The organism is bacterium, from assembly GCA_037128595.1.
Lineage (GTDB): Bacteria > Verrucomicrobiota > Kiritimatiellia > CAIKKV01 > CAITUY01 > JAABPW01.
The window spans coordinates 158,690-182,523 of record JBAXWB010000004.1 but is presented as its reverse complement, the minus strand read 5'-3'; the positions used below and the strand labels follow the sequence as shown (position 1 = coordinate 182,523).

The following is a 23,834-nucleotide window of genomic DNA, read 5'->3' as shown; positions in this document are numbered from 1 at the left end:
ATGCACGCCGCCATTGACATCCAGCGTCGCCCCACCCGCCAGATCCAGGTCGGTTCGGTGGCGGTGGGTGGCCAGGCCCCGATCAGCGTCCAGACCATGACGAAAACGGACACCCGCAACATTGCGGCCACCGTGATGCAGATTCAGGAGGTTCAGGAGGCCGGCTGTGATATCGTCCGGCTCGCGGTCATCGATGAGGAGGCCGCTCACGCCCTCGCCGCCATCCGCAAACAAGTGACTATCCCCCTGATCGCGGACATCCACTTCAACCATAAACTGGCCTTGATCGCCCTCGATGGCGGCGTTGACGGCCTACGGATCAATCCCGGAAATATTGGAAGTCTGGATCGGGTACGCGAGGTGGTGAAGGCGGCGGCTGGCCGTAAAATCCCCATCCGCATCGGCGTCAATGGCGGCTCTCTGGAGAAGGATCTGCTCGAAAAGTATGGCAGTGCCACGGCCGAAGCCCTGGTTGAAAGTGCCATGCGGCATGTCCGCATCCTCGAGGAGGCCGGCCATCCCTGGATCAAGATCTCCGTCAAGGCATCTGATGTCCCCCGGACCCTGCTGGCCTACCGGCTCTTATCTAAAACCACCGACCATCCGCTCCACCTGGGCGTCACCGAGGCGGGTACCCTGCTGAATGGAACCATCCGGTCGAGTGTGGCGATGGGCATGCTGATTGCCGAAGGGATCGGGGACACGTTGCGGGTCTCCCTGACCGATTCCCCTGTTCAGGAAGTCCGGGTGGGCCTCGAACTGTTACGCTGTTTCGGCTTGAGGCCGCCGGGAGCCAGCGTTATTTCCTGCCCTACCTGTGGCCGGATCCAGATCAATGTCGTGGCGTTGGCCCAGCAGGTGGAGACCGAACTCGACAAGTACTATCGCGCCCATCCTTCGGCCCCCCATCCCACCGTGGCCGTCATGGGCTGCCTGGTCAATGGACCGGGGGAAGCCCGGGAGTCGGACATTGCCATTGCCGGTGGCCAGGGGAAGGCCGCGCTCTATGTGAAGGGCACGTTCCTGACGACGGTCCCGGAAGCCGAGATCCTGGAGCGACTGCTTGAGCAGGTCACACTCTGGAAGGGCTGAACATCCATTCATACCACCATATAATCTGGGATTGGAACGGCACCCTCCTGGACGATGTCCAGGCGTGCGTGGACGCCATCAATGTCCTGCTCACGGCCCGTACCCTCCCCACCCTCACTCTCGAGCAATATCTGGACGTGTTTGATTTCCCCGTCCGCGATTACTACCTCAAACTGGGCTTTGATTTATCGCAAGAGAATTGGGCCGAAGTGGCTGCGGATTATCACCGAGCCTACGCGACGGCATCAGCCACCTCTGCCTTGCGCACAGGCGCACCCGCGGCGCTCTCCGCGCTCCGAGCCAGCGGACTGGGCCACTCCATCCTCTCGGCCTGTGAACTTAAGATCCTCCGGCGCATGATCAATGAACGACATATCCTGCCGCAGTTCGATCACATCTACGGGCTCGATGATCTGTATGCCAGTTCGAAAATCGATTTGGGCCACGCCTTGTTTAACCAAACGGGCCTGAGCAAAAAGGGGGCATTACTGATTGGTGACACCACCCACGATTACGAAGTCGCCCAAGCCATGGGAATCCCCTGCCTCCTCATGTCGGGCGGCCACCAATCACTACGCAAACTGGCCCCGCTCGGTTGCCCGATTGTTCCTGATTTTCAAGGGGTGATCGATTTTATCGCCACATGAATACCGCGCTGATTACGGACCTGTTGGATGGAGCGATTGCCGCACGGCAGGAGTTAATGGAGTCCCGGCACGAATCCGCCTTCCGGCTGTTCAACGGGTTCAGTGAAGGGTGCCCCACCCTCGTCATCGATATCTACGGATCCACCGCCCTCCTGAACGATTACACCGAGCTGGCCGCCGCCCCCGTGTCGCTGATCCAGACGGTCTGCCACCACCTGAAGACACGCCTCCCCTGGATCCGGGTCATCCTCCTGAAAACACGTAATGGAAAAACCGAGGCGGAAAAACGCGGCGTGATCCTGTCCGGCACCGGCTGCAACCGGCGGGTGAAGGAGCATGGCCTCTGGTACGCCGTCGATCTGTGCCTGAATCGCGACGCCAGTCTTTACCTCGACACCCGGAACCTCCGTCAATGGGCGACGCGCTCGCTGAAGGGAAAAACGGTACTCAATACCTTCGCCTACACCGGAAGCCTCGGCGTCGCCGCACTGGCGGGCGGCGCGGCCCGTGTCGTGCAGCTCGACCTGAACCGGGAGTTCATGAATCTGGCCGAGGAGTCGTACGCACTCAACCACCTGCCCAACATCAAGGCCAATATCCGCACGGGCGACTTCTGGCCGGAGGTCAATCAGATGAAGCGTGAGGGCGAGCGATTTGACTGCGTATTCCTCGATCCTCCCATCTTTTCGGCAACTCCAAAAGGGGTGGTGGATCTGGCCGCTGACAGTGCCCGGCTAATCAATAAAATCCGGCCGTTGATCAACGATGGCGGGATCCTGGTGGCGATCAACAATGCCCTGTTCCTGAGCGGCAAGGCCTATCTGGACACGCTGACCGCGCTCTGTGCGGATGGATGTTTAAAGATCATCGAGCTGATCCCGGTGCCTCCAGACTGCACCGGCTACCCGCAAACCATGGTCGGCGCCCCCGTCACCGATCCGGCGCCGTTCAATCACGCCACCAAAATCGCCCTCCTCGAGGTCAGGCGGAAAACATGAGTCAACGCGCGCTCACCATTGTGACCACTCTTTTACTATGGCTCGGGGCCATGGGCTGGCTGGTTTTCTACGAGGCCTACCCCGATCTCCGGCATCAGACGTCAGCCGGGTATCGCACCTTGCTGTCACATGGCGTCATGGTCATGGACCGGTGGATGACCATTTCCGTTCAGGGGAAATCCATCGGGTATACGCATACCTCTGTCGATGTGGACGAACAGAACGGCGGCAACCACTACCGGATCAATAACCGCACCATCCTGACCCTTATGATCATGGGAAGTCGTCAGCGGGTGGCCGTGAATGCCGATGCGGTCGTGGACGCCCTTTACAAACTCACGTCATTTTCCTTTGACCTGACCTCCACCGGCTACGCCATCTCCGTCGACGGAACACGGAAACAAGGCAACGTGTTTGATATCACCATCAAGGGCGTGGGTTCAATCCAGCACTTTACCGTCACCATCCCGGAAGACGCCGTCATCTATTCACCCATGACCGAAATGACGCTGAAGTCATTGAAGCCGGGCAATGAGGCCGTGTTCCAGATCTTCAACCCGGTCACCCTCTCCTCGCAGAAGGTGGCCGTCCGGGCGCTGCGCCATGAGGAGCTGCTCCGCACAGGCAAACCGGTTCCCACCACCGTGCTCACCGCCACGGTGGATGGCATGGAAACGCTTTCCTGGATCGACCGCGAAGGGCTGATGATGAAACAGGAAACCGCGCTCGGCTGGACCATTGAAAGCTGTGAGGCCAAGGAGGCGTTATCCGCAGGGGCCCGGCAGGGAACCGAAGATATGTTGACGGCCCTGGCCGTTCCCATTGAAGGGGATACCGCCCTGCTCCGCTCGGCCCCTGAGGTTACCCTCCGCCTCACCGGCCCGACCTTTTCCCGCGACGCCCTGGAATCCCAGCGCCAGACGGTCGTCTCGATCAACAGTAATGTCACCGACGTAAGGGTCCGGACCGACATGCTGCCCGCCTCCGGTTGTGTAAAAGCGGCCATCCCTGCGGCCCTATCGCCCTGGCTGGCCTCCACACCCTTCGTCCAGGCACAGGACCAGCGGCTGATCAACAAGGCGCGGGAGATCACCGGTGACTGGACCAACAGTCTGGAGGCCGCACTCGCCATTTATGAGTGGGTCTACACCCAGGTGGCCAAAAAGCCAACGGTCAGTCTGCCCTCCGCATTGGATGTACTGGCCCGGCCCGAGGGGGATTGCAACGAACACACCTATCTGTTTACCGGCCTGGCCCGGGCGGCCGGACTCCCCTGCAAAATACGGGTGGGCCTCACGCTCCATGAAGGCCGGTTCTATTATCACGCCTGGCCGTCCGTCTATGTCGGCCAGTGGCTCGACATGGACCCCACCCGGGGGCTCCCGGCCGTCAACACCGGCTACCTCTCGCTGCTTGAAGGTGAACTGGCCGAACAGATGAAACTGATGAGCATTGTCGGAAAGCTGAGGGTGGAAGTCGTTCCCCTAAAATTACAGAGATAACATGAAAGAATTGTTCACGCGAAGCCGCGAAGCACGCGAAAAAAAGTGGTTTTACTTAACTCCAAATTACTTCGCATCTTCGCGGCTTCGCGTGAAAAATCTTAATTGCATCAAGCTTTGAGAAAAGTGAAACCATGATTACTATTACCAATCTCAACAAGCACTTCGGGGCGGTGCAGGCCGTCAGGGACCTCTCCCTCTCCATCCCCGCAGGGGAGCTGTTCTGCTTCCTCGGGCCCAATGGCGCAGGGAAGACCACCACCATCAAGATGCTTACGGGGCTGTTACGTCCGGATTCCGGGACCATTAAAATAGGTGACTTCAATATCCAGTCCCACCCCGTTGAGGCCAAGCGGATCATGGGCTATATCCCCGACATGCCGTTCCTCTACGAGAAACTGACTCCGGTCGAATTCCTGAAGTTCGTAGCGGGGCTGTACAACCTCAACCGGCCTGACTTGAACGCCCATATCGAGGCCTCCCTCCGGCAGTTTGACCTGCAGGGAGCGCGCAACGCCCTGATTGGTGAGTTGTCGCACGGCATGCGCCAGCGCCTGCTCTATATCAGCACCTTTATCCACGACCCGAAGGTCATCCTGATTGATGAACCCCTGATCGGACTAGACCCCCACTCCATCCGCATGATCAAGGATCTCCTGCGGGCCAAGGTGAAGGACGGCATGACCATTCTGCTGACCACCCATATTCTGGCATTGGCCGAAGACATCGCCGACCGCATCGGCATCATTTCCGGCGGCAAGCTCATCGCCCTCGGCAAACTGAATGAATTGCAAACCCAATCCGGCTCCAATGGCACTCTGGAAGACATCTTCCTGAAACTCACCAGTACCCCATAATGCCTTTATGACACCATTAACCGCCATCTGGATGAAGGACTTCTTTGTGCTGCGCAACCTGCGGCGACTTTTGCAGCAGGAGTCTGTGTTCAAGGTCACCTTTATCCTGCTTTTCGCCACAGGCATGATGGGCGGATTCTTTGCCCTGTTTTTATCCGGCTTCCGGTTCCTCTCGGACATGGGTGGCGGCGGCTTCATGATCACCCATCGCCTGTTCGCCCTGTTCTTCCTCGGACTCGGGATCATGCTGCTAATGTCCAACGTCATTACCTCTTATTCCACCCTCTTCAAATCCCGCGAAACCCTCTTTCTGCTGACCGCCCCCCTCGACACCCGTACCCTTATCACCTACAAATTCATCGAATCCAGCCTGCTCAGTTCCTGGGCCTTTTTCTTCCTGATGGTCCCTTATACCGCCGCCTACGCCTGGCACGCCCATCTGGGAATTCTCTTCCCGGTCTGGACCCTTCTGCTCACCATCCCCTTTGTCCTGTTGTGCGGCGCCATCGGAACCCTGATCTCCCTGGCTGCAGTCCGCTGGTTCCCCCGAAGCCGGATCGTGTGGGCTATTCTAGCCGGCCTCGTTCTCGTGATCATGGTCCATGGAATAATCCAGATCCGGCCGGTCATGAATGAAAATGCCTCATTCATCCTCAACCGCTTCCTGCCCGGCCTTCAACTGGCCTCCCATCCCCTGATGCCGAACAGCTGGGTATCGGAGGGCATCATGGCCCTGACGAGAGGCCAGTGGACCAGAGGACTGATGTTATGGCTGGTACTGGCCACGACAACGGCCCTGCTGACGCTATTGGTACAATGGCTGGGCGAACGGACGTTCTACCGGGCCTACCAAAAGGTGATCGGAGCCTCCGATCTCCGGCGTCGGCCGGCCGAATTGCTGGCCTGGCTGGACAAAAGCCTCGCGTTCCTCCCGCACGACATCCGGGGAATGGTCATGAAGGACATCCGTTCATTCCTGCGGGATCCCATGCAATGGTCCCAGGGGCTGATCTTCTTCGGCTTGCTGGCCATCTACTTCTCGAGCTTCCGGTCCTTTCATTACAACGAAATGCCGGATCTGTGGCGCAACCTGATCGTATTCCTCAACATCTTCAGTGTCTCCTCCGTCATCTGCTCCCTGGCCGCCCGGTTTGTCTACCCGCAACTGAGCCTGGAAGGCCACAGTTTCTGGATCCTGGGCCTGGCGCCGACAGGGATGCGCAGGATCCTGCTCACCAAGTTCTGCCTGGCAGCCCTGGCCATGGTGACGGTGAGTGCGGGGCTGATGGGACTGGCCGCGTGGATGTTGCAGGCTGGCGGGGCGCTGACAACGCTTTCGGTGGGACTGGCCATCGCCGTGTCGCTCGCCGCCGCCGCGCTGGCAACGGGATTGGGCGCCATCTTTATCGATCTTAAACAGCCCAATCCAGCCGCAATCATCTCCGGATTCGGCGGCACCATGAACCTGGTCTTCACGCTAGGCTTCATGCTCAGCGTCATTCTCCCCTTCGGGTTGATCTGGCACTGGCATTCCACCAGCGGATTCAACGGGACGCCATTCCTACAAGCCAATGCCTATGCCGCCCTCTGGGTGGTAAGCCTCTCCGTCGTCACCATTACCCTGCCCCTCTGGCTGGGCATTCGCAGCCTCAAGCACCGCGAATACTAGGCATTTCCATTGGTTTTTCGCCTGTCGATTCTGCTGAAAAAACCCCTTATACCTCGGCGCCAAGAGATTACCACTTTGTTGCCACCATTCGTCGGCAAGGATGTGCATCAGACAAACGCGGGGTGAATGTCCTCGTCACGGACAATGGCTTCGGCGTATTCGAGCGCCGCGAACACATCTTCACGGGTAAGTTGCGGATACCCCTGCACTACCTCATCAACGTTGGCCCCATGCGCCAACAGATTCAGGATGTTGCTGACCATGATACGCGTTCCCCGTATGCATGACTTGCCGTGGCATACCCCAAAATCAATGACCACTCTCTCATTCATTTCGTCATGATAACACAACCCGTTTTCTTTTTTATTCAATTTTAAATCCGCTCCCTTTCCCTCGCGACATCCGAGGACAGTTGGAGTGTTGCGCTCACTCACCAGCTCCTTATTGTCGTTTGAATTCATAAGGCTCGCCCTACCACCCGCGAGATTACAAGATAATAGGCCGCACCCTCCTCAACTATCCGGGCTGTACGCATAGTCTTCTCCCTGGGCTTATCGCCAGCAACCACGCATATATCTATACTGTATTAGCTTAATTGAAAAATAATTAGTTTAATATTAACCTATCCCTGATTTTTGGTATACGTCACGCTTGAAAAATCAACCTATGCTCATCTTTGCCATTACAGTGGGTATACCCGATCCTCGAATATACTCACAGGGCCACTCCCTCCCACCGACAAGAACTTGAGGATCTGATTTGCCCACTCGGGATGATCATGCCGCAGACGCCAGTACGCCTCTTCCGCCTGCTTTAGATTATTCCATACATCGTTGCTGTTCTTCGGATCCGAGAGTTGCGCCATGATCACGGCCATCCTGAGAAGAGGATCTTCGGTGTCCTTCGCCAAATCGCGCAGTGGCGTGACTGCCTCGCTCCTTCCATCATAACGTGTTGGCCACCCACCATGCCGGTCGGGACAGATGACCGCCATGCAAATTGCATTCACATAGAAGATCGCGGCAGCCCTGCCACTGAACTCCTGATTGGCGGGCGTCTGTTTCTTCAACTCATTCTTCCTGTCCGAGAACCTTTTCTCACAGGTCGAGATCTGGTCATCCGATAACTTGTGACCGGCCATGATCTCGTTCATACACCCGAGAAGGTACGGGTCGGCAATCGACGCCTGCCCGGACGATGACGGAGCCGACACGGCATCGACGAATTTCATGTCATGATAGTCGCCACTTTTTCGAGCGAGTTTCATGATAATCGCGGCCCATGCCGGATTCATTACGGCCAGGCGTTGGTATTCGGCGGCAGCAAAGGCGGTGTCATCGCATCGGGACGCCGGCAAAATCACGGCCGCATGCAAAGCGGGATCATGATGATACTTCAGTGACTCCTTCAGCGGCTTCAGCACGTGGTCCACCCACCGGAACTCGGCAGGCCATCGCCCATATCGCTCGGGATCGATAACGGCCATGCAGACGGCATTGGCATAAATGATAGCCGCCTCCTCATCGGCCAGTTCATAGAAGCCATTCCGTTCATCCCAGTCGAAATCGAAAACACAACGACGGAAACGCTGATGAAGAGCCTCCAACTGCTCGGCACTGATCGTTTGCCCCCCCAGGATCCCGGAGGCGTACCGAGCCAGTTCAGGGTCCAGCAGCGGCTCAACTTTCCACGACTCCAACTGGTTTTCGCCGGGCTTGCGCTCGCGCAGCAGGAAAATCCTGCCGCGGGCATTGACCAGAACCACCCCCCGATCGGTCACGGCTAGGTCCACAAGCTCACCTAGGGGCCGATTGTCCTCATCGCTTTCATAAGGATAGCTCTTGTAGTCATGCACCAGTTCAAGACCCGCCCCCAGACTGAAGACATCGTTCGCGTATTTACCGGCTCTAAAGATATCTGCCGACAATTTGACCAATACTCTGTGGTCCGCATTGAACACCGGGTACTGTCGAGACCTCTCCATCAACATCTCTTTCTGCTTCCTCCAGGCTTCCTTCCGTTCTGCTCTCACGGCCGCGGGGGTTTTGGTCCAATCGGGCTCATTCCCATCTCTATAAGAGCCGAGATGGGGCGGCCACGGAGCGAGCGTCACATCACTGCTGATGTCGTAAAGACCATAGTGAAGCCCGCTCTGCTCCCTGTAACCGCGGAAAGAAGGGAGAACGGGATACAAACTACCATGCTGGCCAACGGCATCTTCGGCCGGGGTGGCATATTCAGCCAACTTTACCATCAGACTGAGTTTGCCATTAGAAACATCCCATCGCCAAATGCCTGTCCAATCGCAAAGCCAGAGCAAGTTACGTTTGGAATCCGCGGACATGCACTTCACGTTGATGTGCTTGCCATCCCATTCACTCTTCGCCTGGAGCGAACGCTCGGACGCAACTATGTCCATGGCATGCCTACCCGTGTCATACGCCACCAAATTGAACGGCTCATCGCCCCCCCCTCCGATCGCAAGGTACAGTTTCGGCCCCAGCACGGCCATAGCCCGAATCCTCGATCCCGGCAATCCGTTCCGGGTGTCTATCCATGACGTTTTACCAGTCTCGTTCTCGATAACCTGGACACCATCCCTAGTGCCCAGATAGGTATGATGGGCATCCACGGCAACACTGGAGACATAGAACAGCAGTTCACCCCCGGCCGATGAATCCCATCTCTCGAGCTTCACTACCCTGTCGCGGCTGATTGCTCCCGTGTCAAGGGAGAGGCGAACCATGTGTTCACCAAAGAAGTTGCGGCCTGGGCCGGCATCGATCATGCAAAGATCCACGATGTCAAGGAACTCCCCGTTGGGGATAAGATGGAGCCGGAGTTTGGCTCTTTGCTCCATGTAAGGGGAATACCCCTGATGGTTATAAGAACGCTGGATCGCGCCCAAGGGAGTCAGTACATAGTTGTTCCAAGGCGAATCAGCTACCGGGCGATTTGTATGCACGAGAGACTGACTGGAGGATATCGGCTCTTGAACCGACTTCGGCATGGCCCCCGTGACGATGGCGAGGGAATCACCGTCAGGATGAAGCATCTGCGCCAACCGCGTGGCGCCATCGGTCCTTCCCGCATCGACAAGAAGGATGAGAAACTTGCGCCAGAAGGACCCGATATAGGTTTCACTCGATTCCAAATCCCCTGGTCCTGGGCGCATCCCCAACGCCAGCGATTCAGCCTCGTTAGTGCAGCCTACACGGACTAATGCGGCAAGGTAGTCCTGCACTCTGAACAGGGGGGGATTTCCATACGGCAGTTTTATAATGCCCTGATGGTGCCATTTTACCGAATCAATCGATCCCTCAGGCGGGAAGGTCTTATTTAGAACCTTGTACTGGGCCTTGATAATGATGGGAGCGACGGGCAGTTTCTTACGCTCTTGGGAAAAAGGTGAGAATCTCACCTCAAACAGCCCAGCCTGGGAGGTGGTCGACTGGTGGTCTTGCGGCAGCCCTCGCCCCAGGATCAATCCAAACACCGCATTTTCGCCTCTCATCGTTATTCGGCAAGGGTTCTCGAGGGGCATCTCGTCAGCCATGATGGAGGCCAAGTCAACGGCAAGATCGACTTCAGGCCTGGCCAGATCGCCAAGGCTAGCTGTGAATCCGAGCCGCTGCATAGCAATCACTCCATAGCAACACACCATGCGCAACAACGGATCTTTGCTCCCGTGGAGATGCCGCAGGTAACCAACGTAGGCCGCCACGCATGCGGGTGTGGATGTGACGGACATATAGACAGGTGATTGAACGGTGGCAATCACCGTCTCCACTGATTCAGGACAGATCCACTTATTTGTGGCCAACCGTGCGACGAACTGATCCACGGCCTCTGTCAACAAGGCGGCCTGGGCCGGGGGATCATCCGGCCGGAACGACTCGAAATGCTCGACACGATCCAACCACGTACCCCAGTAGTACACCGCAGGACAGCGCACCTCTCCACCCCCGTCATAGCCCTCCTTGCTCAACGGAGGAAGCGGGGAATACAACGCATCAAAGGCGTGCAACCTCGTCCTGAACAAGTCCTCCTCCTGGTCCTGTAGAAGTTGCCATGCGGATTGATCACCGGCATTGGCTACTGAACTCCGACTTCGCCCATGATAAACACCGTTCGGAAAATACCTCCATGCTTGCAGGACTGGCCACGTGGAGCGGTCATTCACATTGGTAACCGGAATCGAATGCCAATATGGAAAAGAGCGCTCAGAGGCAATGACCTGATAGTACTCCGCCAACACTTCCGCCGCGCGTCCCAGGGACTTCGGGTTGTCGGGTTCGGCGCTCGCGAGTATTCCTGCCAACTGAAGCCGGTTGTTCTGGCTTCGCTGAAGGGCATACGCGCCCTCGGCCAGTTCAAGCGCCCTTGCCCATTCCCCCGAGGTCACCAGTGCCTGCGCACGGGCGGATAGGAGCGCCGCCTCATCTTCGGCCCGCGCCGGTGCGCCGACTGCCCCCTGCAGAGGTCCCAGCATAACAGTTTGGATGTTCTGTGCCATCGTATGCGCAACAGCGGACAGGTTGGTCAGTGACACCCGCATCACCAGACTTGTCACGGACGCACCGCTGACGCGGCGCATCTGCAGCGAAATGTCAGCATCACCGGAGGCCCCAGCACGACGGACGCTCGCCTCCGCAATGACCACCGACAACCGCAAGGCTTGATCAAGGCCGCTGACATGGCTTTCGTCGCCCAGCGTGGCTAGGTGCGCACGGTCCAGAACGGCAAGTCGGGGCGATGCCAGGAGATCAGGTCCGACCAGCACCGATAGGGCTGCCGCCTCATACGCCAGCCGTCCCTCAGTCTCTTCCGTCCCCGCGCCCAACCATGCCACATAGTGCGCCGAACTGCCCAGCGTCACCTTCTTCTGCAGTGCATTGGTCAAGGCCACTTCAATCGGCAACGATGACACTGCCTTCGTGTCCGCTGATGCCACAGTATCGCACAGCACAGCGCCGCTCCGCGCTTCAGTGACTCGCAACCTTATCGCCTTGGGACTTATCAAACCCGGCTCCACAAAGGCGAAGACATCCGCAGGCAACGCCATCTGGATGCGAGCGGCATAACTTTCGGAACTTCCCGCGTCCAGCGCCTTCTCGTGCAGGATATTCGCCAAACTGGTGCGGTCCACCGTCTCGCAGCCCTGCCATTTCGCCACGCGCTCAAGCAACTCAGCGGAAACCAGTTCGACATGGGCACTCCTGCCGACCGGCACAATCGCTATACGCACTGGTGATGCCATGCTCCGCGAAACGGTAAACGCCATGAATGCCATCAAGGCAGCTCGAAGACATTTCCAGAATCGGAAATTTCTAGGGATGCCAGCTATGTGGATGTGCATGATGATCCTTCCCGACCATTGTTGTTACGCAGCGATCCTTCGCATGGAACAACGGTTGTTCGTCGATTTACTTCTTCTCCAACTTCGGCAACAACCGCTCCGCGATCTGGGCGGCGGCTTCTTGGAGGGCGGCTTTGCCGGCGATGAGCTCTGTCAGGTCGACCGTCACGACCGCCTGGCGATCGGTAGCGATAATCTTATCGGTGGCGCGGTCGATGGCCTTGATCTCCACCCGGGCCTTGACGCTGACGATGTTGCCGCGGCGGGTGGCAAACTCGCTGAAGCCTTCACCCTCGATCACTATGTCCGCCTTGTTTTCATCCGACTTCGAATCAAGTACTGTGAAACCTGTTTCCTTGCAGAACAGAATTAGTTCCGTCTCTGCCGCAGGGTCAATCGTAGCCAGTCCGACGTGGCGTTCGTGGACCCTTATGATGACCGTGGGACGTTTGGCGTCACCCAACGCCTTGTTCACGGCGGCAATACGGTCGGCAATGGGAACTTCCTTAGCCACCAATTTATTGGCATTACTAACGATCGAATCTCCCACCTGCTTGGCCAGTTGTTCAACAAGCGGCCCGATCTCATCACTGGTCCGCCCCTTCACGGATTCCCCCAGAACCCGACTGGTCTCCGTACCAATGATCTTGGCCACCAAGTACATGGTCTTGTCAGCTTCGATAATGGAACCCGTCACCAGAATCTTTGCCCCGGTCAGTTTCCCAACCTTGACAGCCTGATCCGGCGAGACCATGCCAGACATATTTAGTTCATGTTCATCGAGTGTCTTCCGGAGATCTTGCCGATCCACCAGATAGAGATCCGGATTGGTCACCAGTTTGGCAAAAAGGATGTCGCTCACCTTTGCGCCGTAATCCTTGACTCCCGCGCCCCGCTCCTCAAACGCAAAGATAGCCGTGGGGTAAATTGCGGGCACATCGGCCGCAACCGCCACCAGTCTCAACCCAAAAACTGCTGCCACAAGAATTAACCATATTGATTTCATAACTTTCTCCTATTCCTCTATCAGTTTGTTGCCAGATACCCGTTCCAAAACCTTTACTATCAGAAACCGTGGCGTGGGCGATTCCACCCACGAACTCATCATGCTGAACCCACAGACTACAAGTCTTCCACGCTCCTTGGCGAAGGTAAATTCAACCCAAGGCCAGGCGCGCTCTCCCTTGGCAACTTCCGCGACTACCGGACCCCGATCGCCTCTGAGTTTCAGTCCGCTAAGGACCACAGTCCCTTTAGTTTTCCACGCGACCGCATCCAGCCGCTTATCCAATTCTGTAATGATATCCGCGTGGCGGAACATCACACTGTCGGGCTGCTGCAGATCGGACGCCTCAGTCATCGGTAACGCACATTCGCCGTCCAGCGGTGCGAGGCATAGAATACGCCAACCAGTACTTGCCGCTTTAAGCAAACTATCCACCAATCCCCGGTAATCCCTGAATGAAACGCCTTCCCCAATCACCAGAAGGCCAGGGTGTGCGCCCGTCAAGGCGGCTACATTCCGGATTTCCGTGAAAGGAATCTTGGCCTCAGTAAACAACTTGGCTGTTAACCCCGTCGGATCAAACAAGGAAATATCCAGCGTCTTGAACCATTCCTCACGGCCGAAGAACGTCTCGGGGAATATCCATATGGGTTTCTCGACACGTACAATTTCCCGCCCGGCCTCAATTGCCATAACGGAGAGTCGGCTCTGAATGATCACTCCCGGCTTGACCACCGGCATGGATATATGAATTTCAATACTCGCAGGAATCACAGGAGTGACATTTACGGCTGATTCACCCCTTGCCACTGTTCGCCCTTCAACCGAAAGCTGCCATGCAAGCCGACCATTAAAGGTTTCCGCCCCGGAAACGGTTAGATGGAAAACACTTTCACTACCTCCAAACACATTCGACCAGGGTTCCTCCACAGCGATAGAGAGGCCATAGGGAGCCTTCTCGGACGCCACCGAGACGAGGCCTGCGGCTTCACCCATATGGCCGATAGTTCCAAAGGAGACCAGAATTAGCCAACAAGTCAGAGAAAGCGATTGGAAGTTCATGATTTACGCCCTTTTACTCTGCACAACGCTTCAACCGTCTGGAACACCTTTGTCTCTTCATTGCCCACCCGGGAATATGACACCTCAACGGGCTCACCCATGCCGATGACTGTATCAAACCTTGAAGATATCACCGTAGGCTTTTCAAGCATGATTGAGGTATCCACCGCCACTTTTCCGTCAGCCAGTGGATACACCCACAGGGTTAATTTGTTGTTCGACTGACGGCTGGGCGTAACTTCAACAAGGTCCTCCCCTCGGATAACCACATCCGTTGACCATGCCCGCCTCCATGTCTTTTCACCTCTTACCCGCGTGACCATGACCAACCTTACCAGCATGGCCGGAGTATCAGGAACCGGGCTGTTATCATCCTGCTCCACGCCTAACCCCACCTCGCCGTTGGATTGGGTGATCCATCGTAATTGTTTGGGGAATAGCCGCGATGTTTCTGCAAAAAGTTTCCGTATAGCATCTACCTGGGAGGAGCTGGGCGTCACCAGCTGTGCAATCCCGGTCACGCCAAAGCCCTCGGGAACTGGAGCCTGCGAACGACCCGCCCATATGGCAATTCCAAGCACCGCTATTAACGCGCCCGCCAAGGTGTACAGGGCTTTTCCCCACAGAGAGGCAACAGACGAAACATCCGCCTGATGCGCGAGATAGCGGGTTTGGGCCGTATTAACGGCAATCTGATTCGACAGGCGCTCGAGATGTTCCACCGGGGGGGTATGGCGTGCCGCCCAGCTTTTCAATAAATTATTAAATTCAGATTTCATGTATTCCATCCTCTTCAGACAACATCTTGCGCAATAGTTTACGCGCATGGTGAACTCGCCAATACATTGTAGCCATCAGGCAATGGTCAACCTGGGCGGCCTCCTTAATGCTGAATCCCTGAATGGCCGTCAGGGCTATGGCCGCCCGTAATGGCGGCGACAGGGATTCCAGCGCTTTCGTGACACGGGCATCGCTTTCCATTCCCATGATGGTTTCCGTCGGACTCCAACTCTTGCCTCCTGGGGAATCAGGTGGGTTTTCACGATGTTCCACCGGATTCCGGGTCCTCCGTTTCAGGAAGTTGTGAGCTATATTCATGGCGATACGGTATAGCCAGGTCGAAAACGCAGACCGCCCCTTAAATCTATGAATATTGCCTACGACCTGCTGGAATACGTCCTGGGTCAGTTCGTCCGCATCCGCATCGTTGAGCACCATAGGGTAGATCATCGCCCTCACCTTACCAACGTACCGACGGGTCAATGCATCGAAATACCGCAATTCTCCGGATTTCACATACTTTTCAAGCAATTGTTCGTCAGCGATGTCGTCCATATTCATTCCTGATAACCTATTAGACAATCAAATCACATAAATATTTGAAAGAAATGCAAGACCGCGAAATAAAAGGCCCACGAACGCATACGCGTGGGCCTTCTAATACCTGCGGATGACCAAAACACGATTACAAGGGTATCCACACAGGGTCGTTCCTTACAGGCCTGATTCAGCATGGTTCCAACGGAGCGGAACCCTCCATTGCTACCGCCAGCACGGCGGTTATTACATGTGTTTCGCGTGAATTTTCGATGGACAATTTAAACCTTTTTCATCTTTACATCGCAACTTGCTAAAACTCTGTTTATAGGTTTTAGCACAGGATCAGTCATTGGATTTTTTTACTTTATTGACAGGTGGCCGAGTGGGGACCTTCAAAGCCGAAATAGCTCCCCTCGCCTTCCAAAGCGCCGCCGGCATTGGTTGGGACAGGCACCTGCGGCGCGGCTGTTGAGCTGTCAGATTGTTGAAACGAAAAGAGAAAGGCCCGCGTGTACGCGCGTAGGCGGGCTTTCGGTTATAACCCGGACCACGCAAGGATCAACTCCTCATAGCTACTCTCCCAAAATGGAGGGCGCTGCTCAGTCAGCGCCAGCGATCAGGGCGACACAAGCAGGCAACAACACCGGAGTCCAGGATGGACTCAAGATGGGCCGCTATAACGACACCGGCGCTGACAGAGCAGCGCCCTCCATTGAGGAGACGCAAACCCAGCAAACCTCTCACAGCCTTCCTGGGAAAGCGGAAATCCGGGCAGATTGAGCGTTGCTGTCTTGAGTTGATTGGACTACGCACCTGTCCCCGGTTTTCCTGAAAAGTAGTCTTTTATCATGTACCAGACATGTTAAATTAACGTCATGATTACGAGGGTTATAAGCAAATCAGGATTGAAGACTGCGTCCCCACACCAGGACTTATCCTATTGGCTTGGCAAATCCCGGGATGAGCGCGTGAGCACGGTCGAAGTATTACGACGGCAATACCATGGAAATTCAGCCAGACTTCAGAGATTTGTTCAAGTTGTTCAGCGATCACGGGGTTGAATATATCATCGCGGGCGGTGCTGGGTGAATGTTGATAACGAAAAGCACCGGCTAAGGGGACGGCTGAGGGCGATCCTGCGAAAGCGAGCACACCTGAAAGGGCGGGGTCGTGGACGCGATCATCAGCGATGGAACAATGCCTACTTTACGGAACATGGGTACTTCAGTCTATATGATGCCTATGTGAAAACACGCCAGTCCGCAGGCCTGATTCAGACTTGCTTGATCTATTGCTAAAACTCTGTTTGCAGGTTTTAGCATATGATCAATCCTCCTCGATATTCCGGCGGTCAACGCTAAGGCACACCAGGGCCTAATTTCCAGCGGCGAGACGCCGCTGCCACTTTGGCGGCCATGAAAGCACACAAAGACCGCGAAGGGAGCAATAGTTTTGTCTGCGGCGCTAACACTAGGGCATTGAATTTCAATATTTATCAACACCGCGGCTGCGACGTACTCGTCACAGCCGCCTTTGCGAGCTTTGCGGCCTTCTGTTCAAATTCTTAATCTTTCGGTTTCACTCGTCCAAAGGGTGATATCCAACTGGTTCCGACGGAGCGGACCCCTCCATTAGATGAAAAAGGTATCGGCGAAAATAGTGTTGTTCAATCCCCCGTTCGCGAACTATCATGCGCCCCGCTTATGAAAGTATTACTAGTAGCTGGAGTCGGTGAACGCCCGGAAGCCCACCTCTTTCCTGAATTGGCCGCCCGGGGAGTTCAGGTGGACCTCCTGTGCGACACCACGTCCCCTTACTTTGATCCCCTCAAAGCGGCCGGCTTCCCGATGACCCACAAGAAAATGAAGGCCCGGCTGGATCTCGCCGCCATCCGGACCATCCGCCACCTGCTCAAAACCGGCGGCTATGATATTGTCCACGCCTTCAACAGTCGCGCCCTCTCCAACAGCCTCATTGCGTCCATAGGCATCCCCGTCAAACGGATCGGCTATTGTGGCACCATGGGCCACCTCCGGCGCTGGGATCCCTCCTCCTACCTGGCGATCTTGAACCCCCACGTGGATCGGATTGTCTGCGTTTCCAAAGCCGTTCAAAGCTATCTCAGCTCCCGGGGAATCCCCCAGACCCGCTTAAAGCAAATTTACAAAGGCCAGGATCCGTCCTGGTTCAAGGCGGCCCCCCGTTCCAGTCTGCAGGAATTCGGCATTCCCGACGGAGCCGTGGTCATTGGCTGCATTGCCAATATGCGCCCCATCAAGGGCGTGCCGGTGTTGATCGAAGCCTTGCGCCAGCTGGCCCCGACCTTGCCCGTTCATCTGCTGCTGGTAGGCCAAACGGGAGACGCCGAAGTCAACCAGCTGATCGGCAACAGCCCCGTACGCGAGCGAATCCACCTGGCGGGCTTCCGCATGGATGCCCCGCAATTGATGGGGGCCTGTGATTTATTCGTGATGCCGACCCTTCAAAATGAAGGCTTTTCAAAAGCCGTGATCGAAGCCATGTGCATGGGGGTCACCTGCATCGTGTCCGCCGTCGGGGGCATGGTGGAAATGATTGAGCATGACCGGACGGGAAAGATCGTCCCGCCCGGGGATGCCCGCGCCCTGGCCGACGCCATCCAAACCTATGCGGTTGACCGCCCCCTTCGCCACCAGCATGGCTTGAACGGCCGCCAACGCATTGTGGCGCAGTTCCCGTTTTCCAGAACGGTTGATGAAACCATTCAACTTTATGAATCACTCTGCTTGCCTTCAACGAGGCGCTTATGACACAAATACCGTCTTTATCAGGAGATTGAACAATGGAATTTCTTGCGTCACTGTTTCAGCTGAATGTCGACATCATTGAACACATGGGGTATCCCGGCATCGTGTTTCTGATGACACTGGAAAGTTCTGTCTTTCCGATCCCCAGCGAGCTGGTTATGCCCCAGGCGGGCTACCTGGTCTCAACCGGCGCGATGAGCATGCCGCTGGTCATCTTCCTCGGGGTGTTGGGCAGCTGGCTCGGGGCCCTGCTGAATTACAGCGTGGCCATGTGGCTGGGCCGCCCTTTCTTCCTGAAATACGGGAAATATTTTTTCTGCCCGCCTGACAAATTCGCCATGGTGGAACGTTTCTTCCACGCGCACGGGGAGATCAGTACCTTTACCGGCCGGTTGATTCCCGTTGTCCGGCACCTCATTTCCATTCCCGCCGGCTTGACCCGCATGAAAATGTCCCACTTTCTGCTTTATACCGGCATCGGCTCCGCGATCTGGGTCAGCATCCTGGCCTATATCGGCTTTCTGTGCGGGAAGAACCTGGATCTCATCAAGAAGTATTCCCACATCTGCACGATCAGCGTCATCCTCGGCTGTGCCCTTCTCATCGCCATTTACGCCTGGCTCCACAAACGACGCCAGGCCAAGTATGGAAAGGCGACGCCGCCCCAATGACCCCCATCGGCCCCAGCCTTACCAATGAGCAATGCCAGGACCTTCACACCGCCCTGCGCACAGAATGGCTGGAGACCAATGGCCTCGGGGGATACGCCTCGAGTTCCATTCATAACTGCAATACCCGGAAATATCACGGCCTGCTGGTCGCGGGGTTGGCAGACCCGGCGGGCCGCTTTACCCTGCTTTCCAAATACGAAGACTCCATTGTCACCGACGCGGGTGAATTTGCGCTTTCGAGCAATTGCTATCCCGGCGTCATGCACCCTGACGGACACCGGCGTTTGATCGGATTCCATCTGGCGGAAGGGCCCGTGTTCCACTACCAGATCCAGGGGATGATGATCCGGAAACGCATTTTGATGGTGCAGGGACAAAACACCGTGCTGGTGGAATATCAGCTGGAGCAGGCCGAGCACCCGGTCACCCTCCGCCTGAACCCGTTACTGGCCTTTCGCCGTCATCACGAATTGAAGCAGGAGGATGCCTATATCCACACCGTCCCGACCCTGCTTGCGGACGGAATCCGGATCCACCCCTACGATGGCTTACCGCCCCTCTTCATCCAGGCCAGTCACTCCCCGACCTTTGCCTCGCGCCCCGTCTGGTACCGGAATCTCGAATACTTCCTGGAAGCGGAGCGGGGTTATGATTATCACGAGGACTGCTTCTGCCCCGGTCCCCTGGAGATCACCCTGCACCCTGAGCAACGGGTCATTATTTCGGCGTCACTCTCGAGCCAGCCGGACTTGCACGCCCTGTGGGAGACCGAAACCCGCCGCCGTCTCGCCTCTACGCAGGCGGCCGAGGCCGTTGCCCATCACGTGGGAGACACCGATATCACCCAGCCCCTGCCGGCCCTCATCCGCAGTGGCCTGCCCTTTACCATCCGCACCCCGGGTACCGCCCGGGCCACCATCATTGCCGGCTATCCCTGGTTTGATGATTGGGGTCGCGATACCCTGATCAGCCTGCCGGGCCTCACCTTCTATTCCGGCCGGCCGGAACTCGGAATTGAAATCCTCAAGGCGGTCGCCCCGCATGAACGGGACGGCCTGATTCCCAACTGCTTTGCCGCTGACCCGGAACACCACGCCTACAATTCGGTGGATGCCTCGCTGTGGTACTTCTGGGCGGTTCAGCAAATGCGGGAATGCACTCAGGACCGGAAAACGCTTCAGGAGATCCTCTGGCCGGTGTTGAAACGCATTGCCACCCGTTTCATGGCCGGCACACACTATGATGTCTTTATGACGCCCGAAGGGCTCCTGCACGCCGGCAACCGCCACACCCAGCTGACCTGGATGGATGCCACCTCCTATGGCGAACCGGTGACCCCCCGCTACGGATTGGCCGTTGAACTGAATGCGCTCTGGTATAACGCCCTGGTCTTTTGCGAGGCCCTCGCCAAAGACTTCAACGAAAAACTCCCCTGGCCCAAAGATCTCACCAAACGGCTCAAGGCGGCCTTCGTCGCCACGTTCTGGTTGGAAGGACCCGGCTATCTGGCCGATTCCCTTGCCGACGGCATTCTCAACGAAGCCATTCGCCCGAACCAGATTTTCGCCGCCTCGCTCCCCTTCTCCCCGTTGAGCGCCCCGCAGCGCAAGCGGGTCGTCGAAACCGTCTGGAGGGAATTATTCACGCCCTACGGACTGCGAACCCTCTCCCCGCATGATATTGCCTACCGCGGCCGCTATGAGGGCGACCAGCCCACCCGCGACGCCTGTTATCATCAAGGTACCGTGTGGCCCTGGTTGCTGGGCCACTACGGTGAGGCGGTCCTGAAAACCAGCCGCAGCCCCGCCAAGGCGGCCCGGGAGCTAACCCAAAGCCTGCAACCCCTGCTGGACTACAGCCTGACCGGGCGGGGATTAATCAATGTCCCTGAAATTTTTGACGGGGACGCTCCCCAGCGCCCCAACGGGTGTCCCGCCCAGGCCTGGAGCAGTGCCGAATTAATCCGGCTTTTTACGCTTTGCGGACGCGCCTGTTCCCGATAAGATGCCCGCACATTTTTATATAAAGGAAAAACGAGATGAAGACGGTAAAATCCAAAACGGCCATCAAACCCAAAGCCAAAGCCCCTGTCGCCACTGCGAGCAAGCCCAAAAAAGCCACGCCCGCGGCAGCCCCTGCCAAGGCGGCCCCTGCCAAGGTCAAAAAATCAGGCATGGACCTGGCCGACATCAAAGCGAAAGCCCAAGCCATGGGCGTGAACCCTGGCAAGTTGAAAAAGGCAGAACTTATTTTAGCCATCCAGTCGGCTGAAAAAAACACCCCCTGCTTTGGTACAGGCACCCCTGCCTGCCCCCATATGGTCTGCTGCTGGAGAATCGACTGCATCATCTGAGGTATCCACCCGTATGCGAATCTTGATGTTCGGCTGGGAGTTTCCACCTCACATCAGCGGAGGTTTGGGGACAGCGTGCTATGAAATTACACGCACGCTCTCCCATCACGGGGCAGAGATTGTATTCGTGGTTCCCCGTGCGGAAGGGCCCGCCACCAAGACGCATGTGCAATTGGTGGCCGCCTCTGAGTCCACCTTGGAATACCCGCCCACCACGGATGAATTTTTCGAACGCCTCAACATCAAGCCGTTCGACTCCATTCTGCGTCCATACCTGAATGACGCCGAATACCTTACCGTCCTGAACGCCGCGACGGAACGGGCCGTTGAGCACCCGGCCCAGCCCAGCGTCATCGTGCCCCCGGCCCATTATGGCCAGAACCTCATGGCCGAAGTGGCGCGCTATAGCGAGGTCGGGGAGGATCTTGCGGCGGGCGATGATTTCGACCTGATCCATGCGCATGACTGGATGACTTTTCCCGCCGCCATCCGGGCCAAACGCGCCACGGGTAAACCCCTGGTGGTGCATGTGCATTCGCTGGAATATGACCGCAGTGGGGACCACCGCAACCAGGGCATCTTCGATATTGAAAAGCTCGGGATGCAGGAGGCCGACCACGTGATCGCGGTCAGCCATTACACCCGCAACCTGATCCTGGACCAATACGGGATTCCGCCCGAAAAGGTCAGTGTGGTTCATAATGCGGTCTCCCGCCGGAACATCGGCAAAGTCTATCATGTCGCCCGCCCCCGTAACGAGAAGGTCGTCCTGTTCCTGGGGCGCATCACTTCACAAAAAGGGCCGGACTTCTTCATCGAGGCCGCTGCCCGGGTTCTGGAAAAAATGTCCAATGTCACGTTTGTGATGGCCGGTTCCGGCGACATGCTTCCCCGTATGATCGAGCGCGTCGGGGAACTCCGGCTCGGGCGTCATTTCCATTTCACAGGCTTCCTGGGTGGCCATGATGTGGAGCGGATGTATGCCATGAGCGACCTGTATGTCATGCCCAGCGCCTCTGAACCGTTCGGGCTCTCGCCCTTGGAGGCCATGCTTTATGATGTGCCTGTCATCATTTCAAACCAGGCGGGGGTCAATGAAGTCCTGCCACATGCCCTGACCGTAAACTTCTGGGATGTCGCCGATATCGCCAATAAGATCCTGGCCGTCCTTAAATACCCCGTGCTGTCCCACGAACTTCTCCGTAACGGCCGCAAGGATCTCAAAAACATCCGGTGGGAAGTGGCCGCCGCGCGCATTCAACTCATTTACAACAAGCTTCTCAGCTAACCCCCATCATGCCCTCCGTCTGCCTCATCCTGAAAGTCCATGAACCGCCCCGGCTGCGGCATTATTCCTTTTTTGATATCGGTGAATCTACCAACTACACCGATGAGACGGCCACGTGCGCGCAGCTGGATAAAATCGCGACTCAATGTTACCTCCCGGCCACCCGGATCCTGCTGAAACAGATCAATGAATACCGGGGTGATTTCCGTCTGGCCGTTCTCCTGTCCGGAGTGGCCCTCACCCACTTTGAACGGTTCCAGCCGGAGCTCCTCACCCAATTCCGACATCTGGCCGAATCCGGTTGCGTGGAATTCATCTGCGAGCCAAGCGCCCATTCCCTCGCCTTCCTTTTCTCCAGGCCTGAATTCCGCGAACAGGTCAAATTGCACCGGCAGCAACTTCACGCGCTGCTCGGGGTAACCCCCGGTACACTCAACTGTCATGCGCTCAACTACAACAATGATTTTGCCCTTGAAGCCGATGCCTTGGGGTTCAACGTCATTCTGGCCAATGGGACGGAGGGGCTGCTGGACGGCCGCTCACCCCATCGGGTTTATCAGCCGGCCGCCTACCCGAATCTCAAAGTGTTGTTTGAAACCAACCTGCTGGCGGACAATATCGCCCGGTTTTCATCTGCTTCCAACGCCTCGGATAAACCGCTCTCTGCCGGCAAGTTCATGAGTTTCCTTTCCCAGAAACAGGGGGATGTGGCGGCCCTATCGGTTAACCTGAATACCCTCGATGAACATCCCTTAGGGGACGCCGGGGCGCTTGAATTCCTGCACGATTTCCCCGGTGCGTTGCTGGCCTATAAAGGGTTCACCTTTGAAACTCCTGCGCAAACGGCTCACTCCACCCCGCCCTGCGGGTCCATCTCCATCCCGGGATTCACTTCATGGGAAGCGGCGGAACAGGAATCCCACGACTTGATCGGTAATGAGATGCAAAAGGATGCCCTTCACGGTCTCTACCTGCTTGAGAAAGAAGTGAAGACCCATCCCGATCCCGCCATTCTTTCCAGTTGGCGGCAGTTACAGGTGTCAGACCATTTCCGGTACATGGACACCAAACAGCTCAGCGAACCTCATGGGAGCGCCCCCTCCAACCCCTATCACTCTCCCTACGACGCCTATATCAACTTCATGAACATCCTGACTGATTTTTCCGAGCGCCTCAGCGTCCGCTAGTGTCTTGTCTCCGCTCTTTCACAACCCACTTGACTCT

At 56.7% G+C, this 23,834-nt stretch carries 18 protein-coding genes; 12 read left to right on the top strand and 6 right to left on the bottom strand.

The window, feature by feature from the left end; genetic code table 11:
* The 6 genes from ispG to WCS52_03680 all read left to right on the top strand — a co-directional run bounded on the left by ispG (position 1) and on the right by WCS52_03680 (position 6,765).
* Entirely contained in the window at positions 1-1,092 is a 1,092-nt protein-coding gene (gene ispG, locus WCS52_03705; protein ID MEI6166277.1) for a flavodoxin-dependent (E)-4-hydroxy-3-methylbut-2-enyl-diphosphate synthase, read from the top strand.
* On the top strand, positions 1,080-1,739 hold the full coding sequence (locus tag WCS52_03700; protein MEI6166276.1) for an HAD hydrolase-like protein: 660 nt from the start codon (positions 1,080-1,082) through the stop codon (positions 1,737-1,739). Before ispG ends, WCS52_03700 begins: the two co-directional genes overlap by 13 nt.
* Positions 1,736-2,737 (top strand): class I SAM-dependent methyltransferase, encoded by a 1,002-nt coding sequence (locus WCS52_03695; GenBank protein ID MEI6166275.1) that lies wholly within the window; start codon positions 1,736-1,738, stop codon positions 2,735-2,737. Before WCS52_03700 ends, WCS52_03695 begins: the two co-directional genes overlap by 4 nt.
* Positions 2,734-4,239 (top strand): transglutaminase-like domain-containing protein, encoded by a 1,506-nt coding sequence (locus tag WCS52_03690; protein MEI6166274.1) that lies wholly within the window; start codon positions 2,734-2,736, stop codon positions 4,237-4,239. The genes WCS52_03695 and WCS52_03690 overlap by 4 nt, the downstream gene beginning before the upstream one ends.
* Positions 4,240-4,373: 134 nt before the next feature.
* Positions 4,374-5,096, top strand: coding sequence for an ABC transporter ATP-binding protein (locus tag WCS52_03685; protein MEI6166273.1), 723 nt, complete (start codon positions 4,374-4,376; stop codon positions 5,094-5,096).
* A gap of 7 nt (positions 5,097-5,103) precedes the next feature.
* Positions 5,104-6,765: a hypothetical protein gene (locus tag WCS52_03680; GenBank protein ID MEI6166272.1), complete on the top strand. Its 1,662-nt coding sequence runs from the start codon at positions 5,104-5,106 to the stop codon at positions 6,763-6,765.
* A 107-nt stretch (positions 6,766-6,872) separates the two neighbouring features.
* On the opposite strand, the gene WCS52_03675 is transcribed toward WCS52_03680, so the two are convergent.
* The 6 genes from WCS52_03675 to WCS52_03650 all read right to left on the bottom strand — a co-directional run bounded on the left by WCS52_03675 (position 6,873) and on the right by WCS52_03650 (position 15,527).
* On the bottom strand, positions 6,873-7,226 hold the full coding sequence (locus WCS52_03675) for a DUF433 domain-containing protein (GenBank protein ID MEI6166271.1): 354 nt from the start codon (positions 7,224-7,226) through the stop codon (positions 6,873-6,875).
* Between the two features lie 221 nt (positions 7,227-7,447).
* Positions 7,448-12,013, bottom strand: a complete 4,566-nt coding sequence (locus WCS52_03670) for a hypothetical protein (protein MEI6166270.1) — start codon at positions 12,011-12,013, stop codon at positions 7,448-7,450.
* A gap of 178 nt (positions 12,014-12,191) precedes the next feature.
* A complete protein-coding gene (locus WCS52_03665; protein ID MEI6166269.1) occupies positions 12,192-13,130 on the bottom strand; it encodes a CsgG/HfaB family protein in 939 nt (312 codons plus the stop codon).
* Positions 13,131-13,139: 9 nt separating this feature from the next.
* Positions 13,140-14,126 (bottom strand): hypothetical protein, encoded by a 987-nt coding sequence (locus WCS52_03660; GenBank protein ID MEI6166268.1) that lies wholly within the window; start codon positions 14,124-14,126, stop codon positions 13,140-13,142.
* 62 nt (positions 14,127-14,188) lie between these two features.
* Complete coding sequence (locus WCS52_03655; GenBank protein ID MEI6166267.1) at positions 14,189-14,971, bottom strand: hypothetical protein; 783 nt, start codon at positions 14,969-14,971, stop codon at positions 14,189-14,191.
* Positions 14,961-15,527, bottom strand: coding sequence for an RNA polymerase sigma factor (locus tag WCS52_03650; GenBank protein MEI6166266.1), 567 nt, complete (start codon positions 15,525-15,527; stop codon positions 14,961-14,963). Before WCS52_03650 ends, WCS52_03655 begins: the two co-directional genes overlap by 11 nt.
* Before the next feature lie 1,688 nt (positions 15,528-17,215).
* Here WCS52_03650 and WCS52_03645 point away from each other — a divergent pair.
* The 6 genes from WCS52_03645 to WCS52_03620 are packed head-to-tail and all read left to right on the top strand — an operon-like array spanning position 17,216 to position 23,797.
* A complete protein-coding gene (locus WCS52_03645) occupies positions 17,216-18,301 on the top strand; it encodes a glycosyltransferase family 4 protein (GenBank protein ID MEI6166265.1) in 1,086 nt (361 codons plus the stop codon).
* Positions 18,302-18,333: 32 nt separating this feature from the next.
* A complete protein-coding gene (locus WCS52_03640) occupies positions 18,334-18,969 on the top strand; it encodes a DedA family protein (GenBank protein ID MEI6166264.1) in 636 nt (211 codons plus the stop codon).
* Positions 18,966-20,972 carry an amylo-alpha-1,6-glucosidase gene (locus tag WCS52_03635; GenBank protein ID MEI6166263.1) on the top strand — a complete coding sequence of 669 codons (2,007 nt, stop codon included), beginning with the start codon at positions 18,966-18,968 and terminating at the stop codon, positions 20,970-20,972. Before WCS52_03640 ends, WCS52_03635 begins: the two co-directional genes overlap by 4 nt.
* Before the next feature lie 35 nt (positions 20,973-21,007).
* Positions 21,008-21,322, top strand: a complete 315-nt coding sequence (locus WCS52_03630; protein MEI6166262.1) for a Rho termination factor N-terminal domain-containing protein — start codon at positions 21,008-21,010, stop codon at positions 21,320-21,322.
* Positions 21,323-21,335: 13 nt separating this feature from the next.
* Complete coding sequence (locus WCS52_03625; protein ID MEI6166261.1) at positions 21,336-22,610, top strand: glycosyltransferase family 4 protein; 1,275 nt, start codon at positions 21,336-21,338, stop codon at positions 22,608-22,610.
* 8 nt (positions 22,611-22,618) lie between these two features.
* On the top strand, positions 22,619-23,797 hold the full coding sequence (locus WCS52_03620) for an alpha-amylase (GenBank protein MEI6166260.1): 1,179 nt from the start codon (positions 22,619-22,621) through the stop codon (positions 23,795-23,797).
* Positions 23,798-23,834: the final 37 nt, after the last annotated feature.

Bases quoted from the DNA above. Each gene is read 5' to 3' on its own strand.
- ispG (MEI6166277.1), top strand. From the start codon at position 1: ATGCACGCCGCCATTGACATCCAGCGTCGCCCCACCCGCCAGATCCAG.
- WCS52_03695 (MEI6166275.1), top strand. From the start codon at position 1,736: ATGAATACCGCGCTGATTACGGACCTGTTGGATGGAGCGATTGCCGCA.
- WCS52_03690 (MEI6166274.1), top strand. From the start codon at position 2,734: ATGAGTCAACGCGCGCTCACCATTGTGACCACTCTTTTACTATGGCTC.
- WCS52_03685 (MEI6166273.1), top strand. From the start codon at position 4,374: ATGATTACTATTACCAATCTCAACAAGCACTTCGGGGCGGTGCAGGCC.
- WCS52_03680 (MEI6166272.1), top strand. From the start codon at position 5,104: ATGACACCATTAACCGCCATCTGGATGAAGGACTTCTTTGTGCTGCGC.
- WCS52_03675 (MEI6166271.1), bottom strand. From the start codon at position 7,226: ATGAATTCAAACGACAATAAGGAGCTGGTGAGTGAGCGCAACACTCCA.
- WCS52_03665 (MEI6166269.1), bottom strand. From the start codon at position 13,130: ATGAAATCAATATGGTTAATTCTTGTGGCAGCAGTTTTTGGGTTGAGA.
- WCS52_03660 (MEI6166268.1), bottom strand. From the start codon at position 14,126: ATGGGTGAAGCCGCAGGCCTCGTCTCGGTGGCGTCCGAGAAGGCTCCC.
- WCS52_03655 (MEI6166267.1), bottom strand. From the start codon at position 14,971: ATGAAATCTGAATTTAATAATTTATTGAAAAGCTGGGCGGCACGCCAT.
- WCS52_03650 (MEI6166266.1), bottom strand. From the start codon at position 15,527: ATGGACGACATCGCTGACGAACAATTGCTTGAAAAGTATGTGAAATCC.
- WCS52_03645 (MEI6166265.1), top strand. From the start codon at position 17,216: ATGAAAGTATTACTAGTAGCTGGAGTCGGTGAACGCCCGGAAGCCCAC.
- WCS52_03640 (MEI6166264.1), top strand. From the start codon at position 18,334: ATGGAATTTCTTGCGTCACTGTTTCAGCTGAATGTCGACATCATTGAA.
- WCS52_03635 (MEI6166263.1), top strand. From the start codon at position 18,966: ATGACCCCCATCGGCCCCAGCCTTACCAATGAGCAATGCCAGGACCTT.
- WCS52_03630 (MEI6166262.1), top strand. From the start codon at position 21,008: ATGAAGACGGTAAAATCCAAAACGGCCATCAAACCCAAAGCCAAAGCC.
- WCS52_03625 (MEI6166261.1), top strand. From the start codon at position 21,336: ATGCGAATCTTGATGTTCGGCTGGGAGTTTCCACCTCACATCAGCGGA.
- WCS52_03620 (MEI6166260.1), top strand. From the start codon at position 22,619: ATGCCCTCCGTCTGCCTCATCCTGAAAGTCCATGAACCGCCCCGGCTG.